This is a genomic window from Rheinheimera sp. A13L, from assembly GCF_000217935.1.
Classification (GTDB): domain Bacteria; phylum Pseudomonadota; class Gammaproteobacteria; order Enterobacterales; family Alteromonadaceae; genus Pararheinheimera.
On sequence record NZ_AFHI01000013.1, the window covers coordinates 11,759 to 29,741 of the forward strand.

Consider the following 17,983-nt stretch of genomic DNA (forward strand, 5'->3'; position numbering starts at 1 on the left):
TTAAATCTCTCCGCTGTCGAAGCTGTTTTGCTGCAGCAGGTGTTGATCGATGATCTGAGCCAGAGCCGCTATGGTTTTAGCTCTGATAAAGTCGCTGACACTCAGGGGGCAAGCAAAAGCCGAAGCGATCTGCTGGCTCAGACTGATAGCCAGAATAGAGTCTCCGCCCAGCTGATAAAAATCATCCTCTATACCAGGCTCACTGACTCCAAGGCTCTGTTGCCAAAGCTGTGCTATTTTGCGCTCTGTCTCTGTACTGGCTTTGACTGAACCTGTGACAAAGGTGGCATCTGGCAGCGCATTTCTGTCAATTTTACCGCTGGCAGCCAATGGCATTTTTTCAAGCAATACCCAGGCCTGAGGTTGCATATAGTCTGGCAACAAGGTTTTCAGATGCTGTTGCAGCGCTTTGTCATCTACCTGCTGGCGCGACAGGTAATAAGCCACCAGCAGTAACTGCTCGTCCTGTTGACGCTGCATCACCAGCACCTGATCAACAGCCGGATGCTGCAGTATGGCCTGCTCAATTTCACCCAGTTCAACCCTATAGCCCCTGATTTTGAGTTGCTGATCACGACGGCCCAGATAATACAGCTGACCGTCAGTGCCAAGGCGGACCAGATCGCCGCTATGGTACAAACGTTCAAAACCTGGTTCAGAGCTGTATGGGTTGGCCCTGAATTTCCTTGCACTAAGTTCTGCAGCACCCAGATAACCTCGTGCCAGGCCTATACCACTTAAACAGAGTTCGGCTATAGCACCTGGTAAAGCAGGTAAACCCCAGTGATCCAGCAAATAAGCCCGCATATTTTGTACAGGCCGGCCTATCGCAATGTTTTTATGATCCAACACCTGACTTTGTAATACACAAACGCTGGCTTCGGTTGGGCCGTACTGATTCCATAAGGTGCAAGGAGGTAAATGCTGTAAACCTTCCAGTGACTCGCCTCCGGTATAAAGTTGTTTCACTTTAGTGCGCTCCAGCCCATACAGATGTTTGATCACTGCAGTACTGATAAAGGCCGTGATGATCTGATGAGTGCAGAGGTAGTCCACCAGTCCGGTGACGTCATTTTGTAGCTGTTGTGGCAGCAGATAGAGGCAAGCACCGCTGGTTAATACAGGGAAAATCTCAAATACTGAGGCATCAAAAACATAATTTGAGAACTGCAGCACCTTGTCGCCAGGTTTATGCGCCAATAATAACTGCTGGGACTGGCTGATATTCATCAGGCCCTGATGTTCTGTCATCACAGCTTTAGGTTGGCCTGTGGTGCCTGAGGTGTAAATCAGATAGGCGAGCTGGTGACTGTCTACTGTCCAGCTGGGTTTGTCAGCCTGCTCAGCCTCTGATTGCATTTGCCTCAGATCAAGCGCCATAGTTGGGCAGGGGCTGAATGCTGCGACAGAGGAGTGGTTATCTTCGCCTGTCAGCACCAGTAAAGCCTTGCTGTCTTTTAGCATAAACAGAGTACGTTCTATTGGCGCATCAGGTGCCAGTGGCAGGTAGGCTGCTCCAGCTTTGAGTACCGCCAGCATGGCAATAATCATCTCGGCTGATTTATGCAAACAAAGTGCTATCACTGCATCAGGCTGGCTGTGCAGTTGTGTTTGAAGCATGCATGCCAGTTGATCACTGAGTTGGTCCAGTTGGCGGTAGCTCAAATAGTTACCGTCGCAATAGATGGCGTTCTGATCCGGGTAGCGGCCAGCTGTTTGTTCAAACCAATGAATGATATCAGGCGCAGGTAAAGCGCGTTTGGGGCCTTCCAGGCACCAGGCTGCTGGGGTGGATTGCCCAATGCCAAGCTCTGAATGAGGCCGCAGTAAGGCCTGAGGCAAAGCGGCAAGCAACAAATTAAGCTGCGACAGTAATTCATTGGCTCTGTGGCCTGACAAATGGGTCGCGTCGTATTTCAGGCCAAAATGCAGACTGTCCCCTTGCTGATAGGCCACCAGCACCAGCGGATAATTCACTTTTTCAAAGGCTTCGCGATACTGATACTGAATATCTTGCTGTTCACCGGCGGACGGATAGTTTTCAAACACCAGAATGGACTGGAATAACGAGCCACGTCCACGTTGCAACTCAGCCAAATCGGCAAATGAAAAATGGTTCATTGAGTTAATGGCTTTGCTGATCTGCTGCAACTGCTGCAGTACCGTATTGCTATTATCCCAATTCACCAACAGTGGCAGGGTATTGATATAAAGCCCGACACTTTCTTCTATGCCTTCGACAGGCAAAGCACGGCCTGAGACCGTCGTGCCTGCTATGGTTTGGGTGGCAAAGGTATAGCTGGCAATCAGCTTGTGCCAGACAAACTGCAGCAGAGTGCTCAAGGTAATGCCATGTTGTTGTGTCAGTACAGCTAAAGCCGACACGCTGGTCTGACAAAACACCTGACCTGCATCAGTCACTATATGTTGCTCTGTGGCTTGCCTTTTTAATGGCTCGTCAAACAGAGGCGACAAATCATTGACTGTGGTCATATCGACCAGTTGTTGCTGCCAGTACGCCTGACAACTTTGCCGGTGATACTGGTAATAACCTTGTGCCTGTAAGTAACTTTGCTGAACTGTGATTGTGGGTTTGTTGCCACTTAACAAAGTCTGATAATAACTATGCAGAGTTTTCATCAATTGCGGGCCACTCCAGCCGTCCGAAATCGAATGGTGTTCGCTGCGTAACAGGCAATAATGATCCTCAGAAAGTTTCACCAGATAAAGCCGTAACAGGCAGGGCTTTTGTAAGTCAAAGGCGCGTTGGCGGTCCTGTTGTTGCAGCTCCTGCAGCAGCTGATCTGCATGGTCTGACTGACTATAGTTCAGCAGCACCAGTTCAGGCTGAGCTGAGCTGTGGATCAACTGCACTGGCTGCTGAGCCCAGTCAAAGCTGGTTCGAAGTACAGGGAAACGTTGCACCACCAGTTGCCAGGCCTGACGGTATAAATCCACATCCAGCTGTTGCATATAATCAATGACAAACTGCACTCTGTAGGCATCATCGTCCGGGTGCATCAGCGCATGAGACAAAAAGCCTTTTTGCAAAGAGGTGGCAGCATAAATGGCGTCCAGCTGGTGCTGTTTCATCAGTTGATCGTAATAGTCCAGCGTCAGAGGCACACCAAAATCTGCTGGTGTTTTTTGTCTGGGGCCTGCGTCAGGCAAAGCGGCACAATGTTCAGTTAAAGCCGTGAGCTGCTGTTTGAATAGCTGGCTAAACTCTTGACTTTGCTGTTCTGACAAGGCGCTTTTGACATCAAAAAACAACAGGCCTTGTTCCACTGCTCCGTTGATATCCAGCAGCCAGGATTGCTGATTGCAAGGCGCTATGCCACAAGACAGCTCATCCAGTTGCAACAGCCATTCGTCATGGTGGTCCGCACTTAATACACCCAGATAGTTAAACTGCACAGCAGGTAAATCCAGCTGAAGCTGCCCGGCAAAGGCACCAAAACCTAAGCCTTTATTCGGCACCTGGCGCAGTTGTTGTTTCACCTGACGTATCGCCAGTCCTGGTTCGTCCGCTGCCTGCAAATGCACCGGATGCTGGCTGGTAAACCAGCCAATGCTATGGCTTAAGTCCAGTTGGTTGTCCTGGGGTTGGCGGCCATGACCTTCCAGAGTGACAGAAACAGCCTGCACACTAAACAGCTGTTGTAAGGCTTTGGCAAGGGCGGTCAGCAGCAGGTCGTTTATTTCTGTGTCATAGGCTTTGTGAGCCTGTTTTAACAGCTTGTGCGTCAGCTCTGCTGAAAACTCAATACGGTGTTGGCTCTTATTCGCCTCAGGCTGCACTGTGACTAAGGCAGTGTAATCGACCTGTTGTTGGGCTAAGTGTTGCCAATAGCTGCTTTCTTCAGCAAAGACTGTGGGGTAGGAGTGCAGGTAACTGACCCATTGCTGATAGCTGCTGGTGCTTTGTGCCACAGGCTTGCCCTGATAAAGTGCGTACAAATCTTCCAGCACAATACGCCAGGAGACGACGTCTATCAGTAAATGATGGCAACAGACAAAAATCCGGCCTTGCTGTTCAGCATCGATCAGGTAAGCCACAGAATACAAAGGACCTGTTTGGATATTCAGGCTTTGTTGTAGCTTATTTAACTCTTGTGCCAGTTGGGTTTCATCTAAAGTCCTGGCATCAATCAGAGTCACTTCACTGCCTTGTTGTGCACTGTAGTTGTGTTGCCATTGACCCTGGTCAGAGACAAAAACGCAGCGCAGAATATCGTGATGCTGAATAAGTGCAGTCCAGGCCTTTTGCAGTTGCTGCGGATCAAGCCCTGGCACTTTAATAAAAAAGCTCTGATTCCAGTGATGGGGTTGTTGGATGAGCCCTTGTTCAAGCTGCCGGAAAAAGCCCTGTTGTATCGGCAATAAACCAAACTGGCCTTGCGCCAGGCCAGGCTGCACGCCGGGCCGCTCTGTGGTGGCCGATTGCAGATGTCTTGCTAAGCTTCGCACTGTGCGGTGTTCAAACAGATCTTTGACCGACAAACTCAAGCCAGCTTTACGTAAACGTGACACCAGTTGAATAGACAAAATAGAGTCGCCACCACTGCGGAAAAAGTCGTCGTTGACGCCCAGTTGCTCTACAGCAAGCAGAGGTTGCCAGATACTCAACAACTGTTGCTCTAACGGATCTTCTGCCTGCTCGAATTTCTGCTGCAGGATCACAGGATCAGGCAATTGTTTATGATCCAGCTTACCGTTATGAGTCAGAGGTAAGGCGCTCAGCCACTGATAATAAGCAGGCTGCATATAGTCTGGTAAAAAACCTGCAACCCTGTCACGCAGCAGATCCTCATCCAGCTGTTCAGCCGCCACATAATAAGCCACCAGCGCCTGCTGTTGACCCACTTGTTTCAGCACCACAACTGACTGCTGCACCTGTTCCAGTTGCTCTACTGCGGCTTCGACTTCACCACATTCAATACGGTAACCCCGCAGTTTCACCTGACTGTCATTTCGTGCAAGGTATTCCAGCTCACCCTCTGGCAACCAGCGCACTGTGTCGCCTGTGCGATACAGTTGTTGGTAGTCTTCACTTTGATCAAAAGGGTTGGCGATAAAACGTTCTGCGGTCAGTTCTGGCCTGTTCAGATAACCCAAAGCCACGCCATGGCCTGCAATATACAGCTCTCCCCATACCCCAACAGGTACAGGTTTTTGCTCTGGATTGAGCACATACAATTTGTAATTGGCATAGGCCCGACCTATGCCCTGATCCAGAGCCACATCCGCCAGACAAGCACCTACTGTGGTTTCGGTTGGGCCATATTCGTCTAAAAGCCGATCACAATGTTGCAATAACAAGGCTTTTTGCTGAGCTTTGAGTTTTTCACCTCCGACCATCAGGCAGTTGAGGTGAATACGATGCTCCTCCAAAAACACTTGTTCAGCCAGGCTGGGCACTAATTTGGCAAAGGTAATCTGCTCTGAAATCAGATGCTGGCGGTAGGCATCTAAGTCTTTGAGTGTTTCCGTAAAAATGACAATCTCGTTGCCCAGCATTAAGGGCGCCAGGGTGGTGGTGACGCTCAGATCAAAGGCCATACTGGAGGAGAAATCCACCACAGCACCCGGAGTCATACTGCTGTTAGCCACATTGGTAATGTAATTGACCACTGAACTTTGTTTGATCAACACCCCTTTGGGTAAACCTGTAGTACCTGAGGTATAAATAATATAAGCCGGATCCTGTGGCGATAGTTTAAACACAGGAGCTGCTGCCTGAACATCAGACAGCTCCAGCTGGTTCAAATCCAACACCAGCAGCTGTTGTGGGATCAGGTGGCGCAGGGTTTCGCTGCTGATCACCAAATCGGCCTGACTGTCCTCCAGCAGAAAGGCAATACGCTCTGAGGGAGTGCTGCTGTCGATGGGCAGATAGGCTGCCCCAAGTTTGATACTGGCGAGCAAGGAGATAAACAACTCAATGGATCTGTCCAGCACTAAGGCAATCACAGGCCGCTCTGATAAATACTGCTGCTGATGGATATAGCCTGCAAGCTGATCCGACAATTGGTCCAGTTGCTGATAACTCAGCTTTATGCCGTTGCAACGCAGCGCTGTGGCGGTGGGTTGTTGTGCCACTGAATGGCGCCAGTACTCTGACAAATGGCTTAATGGAAGCTGTTGCTGGTGCTGATTATTGTCATACAGCAGCCAGTGCCGTTGCGCCTGGCTTATCACTTCAAAACCAGTTAACTTTGCATCCGGCTGTTGCAGTAATTGCAGCAGAATGCTTTTGAAAGACTCTGCCATCTGCGCGATAAAATCTGCACTAAATAAGGAGCTGGCGTAGTTCAGCTCCAGCGTCAGATGATGCTGATGCTCTGTGACAAAACAGGTTAAATCATGCTTGGCCACAGGGTAGAGCTGATCAACACTTTGCAGCTGACACCAGTGCTGCTCTGTCTGGCCAAAACTCTGGACTGAAAACATCACCTGAAAAATAGGGTGACGGCTGCTGTCTCGTTCCACCTGCATTCTGTCGACTATCAGCTCAAAAGGCACATCCTGATGGCCCTGGGCTGCAACCAGCCCCTGATGCACAGCCAAAGCAAAAGCACTGAAAGGCTGCTCAGGGTCAATCTGGTTTCGTATAGCTAAGGCGTTCACAAAAAAACCGATCAAGGATTCAGTGCCCTGATAATGCCGGTTGGCGACAGGACAGCCGATGACGATGTCCTGCTGATTACAGTACTTAGACAACAACAGATTAAAGGCGGCCAATAACAGGCTGTTTAAGCTGATCTGTTGTTGTCTGGCCAGTTTTTTCAACTGCAGACTCAAGTCGTTTTCAAGCGTCAACTGTAAGTTCGAACCTTTGTAATCAAAGGCTTTTGGTCGTGGCATTGACTCTGGTAATTGCAGTGGTTCAAAGCCCTGTAATTGCTGTTGCCAGTAATCCAGTTGACGTTCCAGCTCGTCCACAGCTAAAAACTGCCGTTGCCAGATGGCAAAATCGCTGTATTGCACTGGTAATTCAGGTAAGTGCAGGGGTTGTGCCGACACCAGATGCTGTTGGTACAGACTGAGCTCGTTCAGCAGCAGATCCACACTCCAGCCATCAAAAGCTATGTGGTGGATCACCAGCAGCAGGTACTGCTCTTGTTCTGTGTGGATCAGACTGGCGCGTAGTGGCAGTTGCTCTGTTAAATCAAAAGGCAGGCTGATATGGTGTTTTAGCCATTGATCCAACGCAGGTAAAGCGCAGTGATGATGCTCTATGCAGAGGGACCCCGCGTCCCTTAGTTGTAATTCTGTCTTTTCATCGAAAGCCTGGTAAACAGAACGCAACACCTGATGGCGTTCCAGTATGGCGTGCAGCGCAACAGCTAACCAGTCGGTTTCATGGCTGCTGAGTTTAAGCAACAACGGAATATGATAAGCGCTGGAGTCTTGTTCATACTGTTGTAAAAACCACAATCGGTTTTGTGCAAAAGACAGAGGTTTTTCTGTCACAGTTGCAGGCTGGATCAGCACAGCTTGTTTGCTCAGGCCATGTTCTGTCAGTTGGGCTATGGTTTTGTGTCTGAACAAAGTGGCCAGACTGACTTCACGTTGCAGCACTGTGGATATTCTGTGGCTTAAGGAAATAGCCAAAATGGAGTTGCCACCGAGCTGGAAAAAATCGTCCTGCACACCTACCCGGGTGATGCCCAAAATATCCTGCCAAATCAGACACAAGGCCTGTTCCAGCTCATTTCGTGGCGCGACATAGTTGCGTTGGTCCTGCTCAGGCTCAGGCAAGGCTTTGCGATCGACTTTGCCATTGGGGGTCAGCGGCATAGCCTCTAACTGCACCAGCACATTAGGCAACATAAAAGCTGGCAGTCTCTGCTCCAGATAAGAGCGCAGCGCTTTGGTGTCCAGTGGCATGAAAGGTTCGCGCACTGCATAAGTGAGCGATCGTGGCCTGGCGCTCACCAGTTGTGAACTGAACAGCCTTTGATCAGATCGGCTGAATATCAGGCTGAGCAGGGCTGGATCATCAGGTTGCACACTGGCTTTGAACTGATAACCGTGGCGTGTAGCTATCTCTGCCAGGTGCTGATAGCTCAGCACCTGGTTTGCCGCCAATTTGCCAGGCAAATTATGAAACTCAATATAGCTTTGGTAAACACGGCTGTTAGGGTAGTTACGGATCACAAAACTTTGTAAATTTTGCTGGCAGCAGTGTTCAACCGCCAGGTTGGCAGAGAAGTGGAACTCAGTTTCGATTTGAGCTTGTGCCAAGGGCGGGGAAGCTTCGCCTGCAGAAAAATCCACTATCACGTCGTAACGGTAATCCAGCATTTCATTGCTGTACTGGCCTTTTTTAATCAGCAGATCCACGGGCAACTCAATAGCACCCTGTTGGTGCTTTTGAGCAAAAGTCAGGAAAAAGTCCGGACTCACCAATAGTTCTTTATCCTGCACTCTGGCTTGTTTGGTGGCCTCCACTAAAGCAGGAAAAGGCGCATTAGGGTGCAGATGTTTTTGGATATCGTAATGCAGAATATCCAGCAAGCGGGCATCCCTGACATCACCAATAAACAGCTGGCCCTGACCATTCAGCAAGCTCATGGCTTGCTGAACTACATCCAGCAGATAGTCAGCGGACGGGAAATACTGGATCACTGAGTTGATAATAATCAGATCAGGCTGATAACCTTCGACTGCCTGCAGAATGGACGCTGCATCACATAAGGCAAAGCGGGTTTTATGTTCGACCTTCAGTACTGTTGCGCCAAAGCGTAATTTGGCCACGGCCTGAGCTGAAAAGTCTGTCGCAAAGTAGTACTCGCAATGCGGCAATAAAGGATAAAACAATAAACCTGCACCGCTGCCTATTTCCAGTATACGTTTTGGCTTCAGTTGTAAAATACGTTCCAGAGTAGAGTCACGCCATTCCTGCATGGCTGGCAGAGCTATAGGTTTACCATCGAAAGAGCTGTTCCAGCCGTCAAAATCAGCGGGGTTAAAGTCTTCAGCCGATTTTTTGCCGTATTCGCTGTCGTAGATTTTATTCCAGTCCGCAACCAGAGACAGATCTGTGCTCTGACCTAAAGACATAGCCGTAAAATAAGCCGCTATATAGGCTTGTCCATCGCGCTCACGGATCACGGCCGTGGCTTGTTTTACCGCAGGGAATTCGGTCAGTACAGCTTCAATTTCTGCCAGCTCTACTCTGTTACCGCGAATTTTAACCTGATGATCCACCCGGCCCAGATAGTCCAGCTCGCCATTGAGTAATCTGCGGACACTGTCACCTGTGCGATACAGCCGCTGCTGCGAAGGGTCCAGCCCTTTGCCATAAGGATTGGCAATAAAGCGCTGATTGCTGAGTTCCGGCTGATGCAGATACCCTGCCGCCACACCAGCACCAGAGACGTACAACTCACCAGGCACACCACAAGGCACGGGTTGTAAATGGGCGTCCAGTACATAACATTTCAGGTTAGGTAAAGGCCTGCCTATGGTGCTGGCCAAATCACCCTGCTGATAATAATGCAGGCTGGTACAGACTGTGGTTTCAGTTGGGCCATACGCATTGATCAGTGAGCGGCCTTCAGACCAGCGCTGCATTGTGGCTAAAGGTGTGGCTTCACCTGCAACGATCAGCAGACGCAGTTTTGGTAAGAGCGCAGCTTCCATCAGATTCAACAGCGCAGGAGGCAAAGTGGCGATACTGATCTTTTGTTGCTCAAGCAGGCTGACTAAGGCGCCCACATTTTCTTTGTACGAATTTGGGCAAATGACCAGGGTGGCCCCTTGCAACAAGGTCGCAAAAATTTCCCAGGTGGCGGCGTCAAAGCTAAAAGATGCAAATTGCAGCACTTTATCTTCTTTGACCATCTGCAGCAGTTGGTGTTGTGCTGCGGCAAGATTCACCACTGCAGCCTGGTTAATCATCACTCCTTTGGGTTTACCTGTGGTGCCCGAAGTGTAAATGACATTGACCAGCCTGTTCAGATCGTCAGGTAAAGGCAAATCAGTTGCTGCAGCCTTCAGATGCTGCTGCTCGTCTATACAATACACAGCTAAATCCAGGCCTGATAAAGGATTAGCAGAATTCAGTACATGGCGCTGGGTTAAAACCAACCGGGCTTCACAGTCCTGCAGCATATAGCGTATACGCTGCTCCGGGTAAGCCGGATCGACTGGTACATAAGCTGCTCCGGCTTTAAGCACGGCCAGTATAGCAACCAACATCTCTGTTGAACGTTCCACCATGATCGCCACCAGTGGCGCAGGCTCTCTGGCAGAGACAGCTGGCAGCAGTTGCTGCAGATGGTGTGCCAGTTGGTTCGACTCGGTGTTGAGTTGCTGATAGCTCAGGCTGGTTTTTGGATCTGACACTGCACAATCTAAGGCGTGTTGTGTGGCTGACTGATACCACCACTGCAGCAAATCTTTTTGCTCAACAGTGCTTTCTGTCTGGTTGTGTTCCACCAGTACCTGTTGTTGATGTGCCAAAGTTAAGCGCTGATCGATATGCTGCTGTTTGGCCAATTGCTGCAGATAAAACAGATAATGTTCTGTCATGAGCTGTAAATAGGACTGATCAATAAAGGCGCTGTGACCCTGAAAAGCAATCTCAAAACTATCGTCCTGGCGGCTGACCACCAAGGCCAGCGGAATATTGGTAATGGCCAATACATCCACCAGTTCAGAGCCGGTTTTTTCTAAAGTGGCGTGTTTCTGATAAAAGTGAATGTAATTAAAAGCCGCCTGATAAATGTCTTGTTGCAAGAGCAAATCAGCTTTGATTTTGCCGTAAGGGTAAATTTTGTGGCGCAGCAGTTTCAGCCGTTGCTGATGGGTTTCTTTCAGCAAATTGGCGCTGTCTGCAAGCTTGAGCCGCAGCGGTATGGTATTGAGATGCAAACCAAATAGCTGATCGCCGCCATCCAGTTCCAGTCTGTTATTCACCACCAGACCCAGAGTTATATCGTCCTGATTAAAAAACACGCTGAGTAAATACAGATAAGCAGACAAATAGACGGTATCGACAGAGACAGACTGCTGGAATGCCAGTTGGGATAATGCCTGACTCAGCTCTGGATCTAACGCCAGAGCCGATTCCAGCAGCAAGGGGCTGTCTGACTGCTGTGCTTGCTCTGTAAACTGCACTGTGGGCATGCTGTAATCGGCTAAATAGTTTTGCCAAAAGCGGCTATGCGCCTGATCGTTAAGTGCTTCTGTTTCCTGTTTTACGTAATGGGCAAACAGCAGTTGGTGATCTTTTTGCACCAGCTGCTGATGCATATAAGCCTGAATAAATTCGCTGAGTAAAGAGGCCACACTCCAGCCATCTTCGATGGAATGATGAGAGGTAAACAACAACTGGAAGGAATCAGGCTGTGGCACTATCGCCAGACGGAATAAGCCTGGGTTGTCTATCGGCAGTGGCGTGGCCAGTTCTTGCTGATAAGCCTCTGCATACTGCGGGTAAAACACTACTTTATCTTCACAGCTGACCGCTTTATGGATCAGGGTCAGATAACCCAAACCGTCCTGTTTCAGGTAACTGGCGCGTAACAATTCGTGTTTTTGCATCAGTTGCTGCCAGATAGACACAAAAGTCTGCATCTCAAAAACGGCAGGAATATGGTTCACTTCGATATTGTGATAGACCTGCTGATTTTTATCAGATTCAACAAACATGCCTTGCTGTAACCAGGTTGCAGGGTAGGCGTCTTCTAAAGCTGAGGCGTCGACGGGCAGTTGGCTCAGCAGCGCAGGATCGACTAACTCAAAGGCCTGGTAGCTTGTTTGATGACTACTGTATTTACCGGTATGTCTGAATAAAGCGCTCAGCGTTCTGTGTTCAAAAATATCCCGCACTGAAATATCCAGCCGAAGATCTTTCAGCCGGGCCACCACACGAATGCTGGTGATGGAATCACCACCCAGACGGAAAAAGTCATCCTGCATGCCGACTTTTTCAACCCCTAACACCTGTTGCCAAATCAAACAGGCTTGTTGTTCCAGCTCATTTTGTGGTGCGCTGTAGTCTTGTGAGCTGAAATCTGGTTGCGGCAGGGCTTTTTTGTCCAGTTTGCCATTGACTGTTAACTTAAATTCTTCGACATGAATATAGTGCACAGGCACCATATGAGGCGGTAGCTGGCTGGCTAAAGCGGCAGACAACTGGTTCTGATCCAGCGCTGAATCAGCCAGATAATAAGCCACTAATACTTTGCTGTTTTGGGTTTCTTTGGCAATAACCAGAGACTGGCGTACCGTCGGATACGCAGATAAAGCCGCTTCAATTTCGCCCAATTCAATGCGATAACCCCGAATTTTCACTTGAGTGTCAATACGGCCTATATAGTCCAGTTCGCCTTGCGCTGTCAGACAGACCAAATCACCGCTTTTGTATAAAAATTCATGGCCAGGCCTTGCATAAGGATTAGGGATAAAACGCTCTTGCGTCAGTTCAGGCCGGTTCAGATAACCACGGGCTAAACCTGCACCACTGATATAAAGCTCGGCGCTGACACCCACAGGCACAGGTTGTAAATACTCATCCAGCACATAAGCCTGTAAATCGTTCAGCGGTTTGCCTATGGTGGATTGATCACTGATGTCTTGCTGCTGCAGTACTTTATAGGTCACATGCACTGTGGTTTCTGTAATGCCGTACATATTCACCAGCAAGGGCTGTTGATCGCCGTAATAGCCAAACCAGGCGGTGAGCTGATTCAGGTTCAGCGCTTCGCCACCAAAAATCACATAACGTAAAGAATGGATGCGGGGCAACAGCAAAGCCCTGTCGCTGAAATTATAAAAAGCTGATGGGGTTTGGTTCAGCACTGTCAGTTGTTGCTGCTGACATAAAGCAACAAAAGCTTCAGTGTCTTGTGCTTGCTCTTTGGTGGGCACAAAAAGCCGGCCGCCGTAAGCGAGCGCGCCCCAGATCTCCCATACACTAAAATCAAAAACGTAGGAGTGAAATAAACACCAGACATCCTGCTGGTTAAACTGATAGTCGGTTTCTGTGGCACTGAGTAAACGACAGACATTCTGGTGCTCTAACAACACCCCTTTAGGTTTACCTGTGCTGCCTGAGGTGTAAATTACATAAGCCAACTGGTGTGGATCTATGCTGACATCTGGTGCTTCAGTGTCTTGCTGTTGCCCGCTGTTTTGATCTAAAAACAGCTTCTGGCCGGAAAATTCGCCGCTTAAGTCTGAATAGTTCTGCCAGGTCAGCAGCAGAGTTGCTTTTGTATCCTCCAGAATAAAACTGACTCTGTCGGCCGGATAGCTGATGTCGATTGGCACATAAGCCGCACCTGCTTTTAACACCGCCAGTATCGCCAGCACAGTATCCAAAGAACGAGGCAGCAGTAATGCAATCAGCGTATCGGCTTTGACGTCAATTTGTTGCCTGATTAAATGGGCCAGTTGATTGGCCTTGTGATCCAGTTGCTGATAAGTCCAGGCTTCATCGCCAAAGTTCAGCGCTACATGAGTGGGGAACTGCTGCACTGAACGCTCAAACAGCTGCACCAGTGTTTGTTCCTGCTGCATGCTTTGCTCAGGGAGGGGCGGATGCAATAACTGTTGGATTTGTTGGGCTGGCATGACCTTCAACTGGTGGATCTTTGTTTCAGGATGCTGCAGGCATTGCTCTGCCAGTAATTGCAATGCTGTGGTCAACTGCTGTGCTTGTGTTTTGCTGTACATAGCGCTGCGATATTCCAGTCGCACTAACAGCTGTTTTTGATGATCAAATTCAAAATACAGCGGATATTTAACGCTGTGTGGCAAGGTATCATTTTGTGTAACTTGCCACAGCAATTGCACTTTGGCTTTAGGCTCCAGCGTCATATAAATGCCTGGCAGCTTTTCGTCTAAACCGGACTGCTGGCGCAATAGCTCCAGCAAGTGCTGATAAGGGATAATTTGGTCCAGGCTTTGCTGTATATCGGCAAAACGTTGTTTCACCAGCTCAATAAAAGGCTCTGTGGCGTTGACCTGGCAATTGCTGATGTCATTGGCAAGGAAATTGCCATACACAGCTTCTGCATCGGGTCCTCGTAAGGATTTAACACCACCAATACTCATCTGCTGCTGGCCTGAAAATTTCCAGATAAGCACAGCGAGCAGACTCTGCAATACTGCATACAGACTCACATTGTGCTGGCGGGCCAGACTTTCTAATTGTCTGGTTTGAGCTTCACTAAAACTGCTGCAGAGATAGTCGCCCTGACAATCCACTGCAGGGCGGCTGTTAAACAAATCCACTCTGTGCATGCCCTGGATCAGTTCAGACAGATCCGTCATAGGCAAAGGCCGTGCAACCTGCGCCGGATAGGGCGCTAAACTGGTATTGCCATCTTTAAGCAAAGCATACAACTGAGGCACAAAGAGGTTATACATAGCATCACCGTCACTGATCAGGTGATGGTGAATAAAGGCCAGCTTCACCGGTTTTTCATCACGATAAAACAGCACAAATCGGTATAAAGGCCCTTGTAGTAAAGAAAAAGGTAAATTGACCCAGTGCTTTAAACTGGCTTTGTATTTGTGTTCAAATTCAGTGGCTGAAAAATGTTCTGTGTGAAGCTGTGGGCCTTGTTCCAGTGCAGCCGCTACGACAAAATGCTGATAATCCTCCAGAACTTTCATTCGTAGCAGAGCATGATGCTTGATAAAACGTGCTAAAGCCTGGCTCAATTGCTGCTCAGTCAATGCCATGCCCTGAAAATCAATAGTGATATTTTCGTTGTAAAGCACAGGGCTTGTGATCAACTGGTGATTGAGGATCAGACGCTGCATTTCATTAAGTTCTGTGCTGTCTGACGCAATCAACTGCTGGCTTTGGCGCTGTAAGGATCGAAGTTGAGGCGCCAGTTTACGCACTGTGTTGTGCTGGTACAGCAATTTGGTGCTGCAATCCAGTTGCTGCTGTTGTAACAACAATACGACTTTCATGGCTGTCAGCGAATCGCCGCCGATCAGGAAAAAATCATCTGTAACCCCAAACTGATCTGACCCCAGTACTTGTTGCCAAATAGCTAAAACCAGCTGTTCAGTTGGATCTTTGGGTACAGCACCCACATGCTGTTGCCATTCAGGCTCAGGCAAACGTTGTCTGTCTATTTTACCGTTGGTGTTTAAAGGGAAAGACTGCAAGCCGACAAAATAATGCGGCAGCATGTAACCCGGTAAAAGTTCAGCCAGCCGGGCTTTCAGACTCTTATCATCAATAGGGGCCAGCGCCTGATAATAAGCCACCAAACGCTTCAACTGGTTTCGTTCTTTCACCAAAACCAGAGACTGACCAATTTCTTCTATAGTGGATAAAGCCGCTTCGATTTCACCCAGCTCTACCCTGAAGCCCTGAATTTTGACCTGAAAATCATTGCGCCCTAAATACTTCAGACTGCCTTGTGTTGTCAGCTTGACCAGATCGCCGGTTTTATAAAGCCGGCCAAAACCTTGTTGTTTTTCAGCGTCAGTGACAAAAGGGTTGGCTAAAAAGCTGCCCGCTGTTTGCTCAGGCTTGTTCAGATAACCCCGGGCCAGGCCGACACCTGACACATACAATTCTCCGGTCTCGCCGTCCGAAACCTGTTGCATGGCTTCATCCAGCACATAGGAGCGCATATTGGGCAAGGCATAACCAATGTCGTTGATATCCTCTGTGTCTGCTCTTTTGCCTGTCACATAAATACTGGCCTCAGTAGGGCCATAGTAGTTGTACAAGGCAAAACGTTCTGCAAAATAACGACCGACCGTTTGATCACAAGGTTCGCCGGCAAAAATAATGCAATTTAACGCCGGGTAATTGACTCTGGGCACTATGGCCAGTACAGCAGGGGGCAGATAGACCAGATTGATCTGCTGTTGATTCAGGTAAAGCGACAAGCCGTGTGCATCTTGTCTGATGTCGTTTTGCAGCAGATGTAATTCGTTGCCATAAAGCAAAGTGGCAAAAATTTCTGAGACTGAAACATCAAACACAAAATTGGTAAAAGCAGCGATACGATAACCCGGCACGCCATAGAGCTCTTTGAGCGCATAGATAGTGTTGAGCGCACTACGATGCTCCACCATTACGCCTTTAGGAGCGCCTGTAGTGCCGGATGTATAAAGAATATAAGCCAGACTTTCTGCTGATTGTGGCAAAGGCAGTGCTGTACTTTGACCTTCTGGTCGTTGTTGTAATAAATCTTCGATACATAACAAGCTGGCGCTACTGGCCGGGCATTTATGTCGCACACTGTACTGACTGATCAGCAAAGGTGCCTGGCAATCTTTCAGTATGTAATCAATGCGCTGCTCTGGAAAATCCGGGTCCACCGGCACATAACAGCCGCCACTTTTCAGTACAGCAAGCATAGCAACAACGCCATACCAGCTGCGCTCCAGCATAATGACCACAGGAGTTTCCAGTGGCATAACGCTTTGTTCTGTATCAAAATAATGCTGGCGGATCAGCGTTGCCAGTTGATCGGTTAATTGGTCCAGCTGCTGATAGCTGAGTTTTTTATCACCTGCCACTAAAGCCGTTGTGGTCGGATACAAAGCTGCTGTGTGCTGAAATACCTGATGGATACAGGCTGTCGCTGTTGCACTGCTCTCTTGCAACTGAAGTTGTAATGCATCCAGATAACGGGCCATGTTTTGTTGTAACCACAGCGCTTCTTCATCCGATAAATGCAGGTTGTTGTAGGTAAATCTGAATAACCAGTGGTGGTTGTCACTGCGATCAAATTGCAGTGACAGATCATAGTCATCCGCTGTATTCCAGGGCATAGGTAAGGGAGTGATCGCCAGATCATCAGCGTCCAAAGCCACTTCGGTCAAAGACGCTTCAGCAAAGTCGAGATTCAGGCAACGGGTTGTGCCTGTTAACTGCTGCTGATCATAAATAATGTCGTAAAAACTTAAAGCACTGTGCTGCTGTGCAAGGAGATATTGCTTGCTTAATGACTGCAGCAACTGCTGCATAGAACCACCGCGTAAATCGCAGCACAAGGGCAGGGCAGTTAAACGGGATGGACTATCACAAAGGTTCAGTTTACGGGCGGACAACACCAGCCTGGATTGGCCAATGAGCAAGGCCAGACTGGTGGAATAAGCCGCTGCCAGCAACTGATAACTGTCCAGCTCAAGCTGTTGAGCTATGTTATTTGCCAAAGTCACACGTTCAGAATTCCAGGAAAACTGCTGTGACTGGTAACGAGCTGCGTCGACTTGTTTCACTGGCAGTGGTGTAAACAGTGGCATGTTTTTGAGCTGCTCACGCCAGTAACTGCGTGAGGACTCAAGCTCTTGGTCGTTCGTCTGGACTTGGACTGGCTCGGCCAGCTCTTGCTGATCTGCATTGATCAGAAAACCCCTGTCTTTGCTGTAGCTCCATATCTGTTGCATCAGCTGTTCGGCCAGGCCGTTATTCATTTCCAGATGGAAGGTGTTGATCACAAAGTAGTAGCAGGAATCGGAATACTGGATCAGGAACAAGTGAGGTTGGGCTGGTGAAGATAAGTCGTAAGGGCGGTTCACCAATTGCTTGATAAAATCATAAATACAGGAGTTTTGATCATCGAATTTAAGCAGTTCTACGTAGTTTTCTGCGGTGATTTCACTTTGGTCTGTGCGATAGGCATAGTCAATACCAAGACGGTCGCTCATATTTTGCTGTAAATAACAATAACAAGCCTGCAGAAACTGATCTACATCAAGCAGACCCGAAATTTCAAAAACGAGCGTGGCGTTATTACGTTGTTCAATCGGACTAACAAACCATTGAAAAAACAATTCCTCAGTACTACTGTTTAAAGCCATGTGATGTCTTCCCGTTAATTGAAATGGTTCATAAAGGCTGTACCATAAATGGTTGAGACAAGGAAAAAGCCTTTTTAATTAGTTTCTGTTTTGGTACATGTTAACTTCTGTTTTGATGATAATCTATTGCATGAATGTTTCACATAGGTGAACATTCTCTGTTTCTGGCACAAAGTGTTAT

The 17,983-nt window shown here is 48.4% G+C and carries 1 protein-coding gene; it reads right to left on the reverse strand.

Annotated elements, in window-relative coordinates:
• Nucleotides 1-17,802 (reverse strand): non-ribosomal peptide synthetase, encoded by a 17,802-nt coding sequence (locus RHEIN_RS09110; RefSeq protein ID WP_008898689.1) that lies wholly within the window; start codon nt 17,800-17,802, stop codon nt 1-3.
• Nucleotides 17,803-17,983 lie beyond the last annotated feature (181 nt).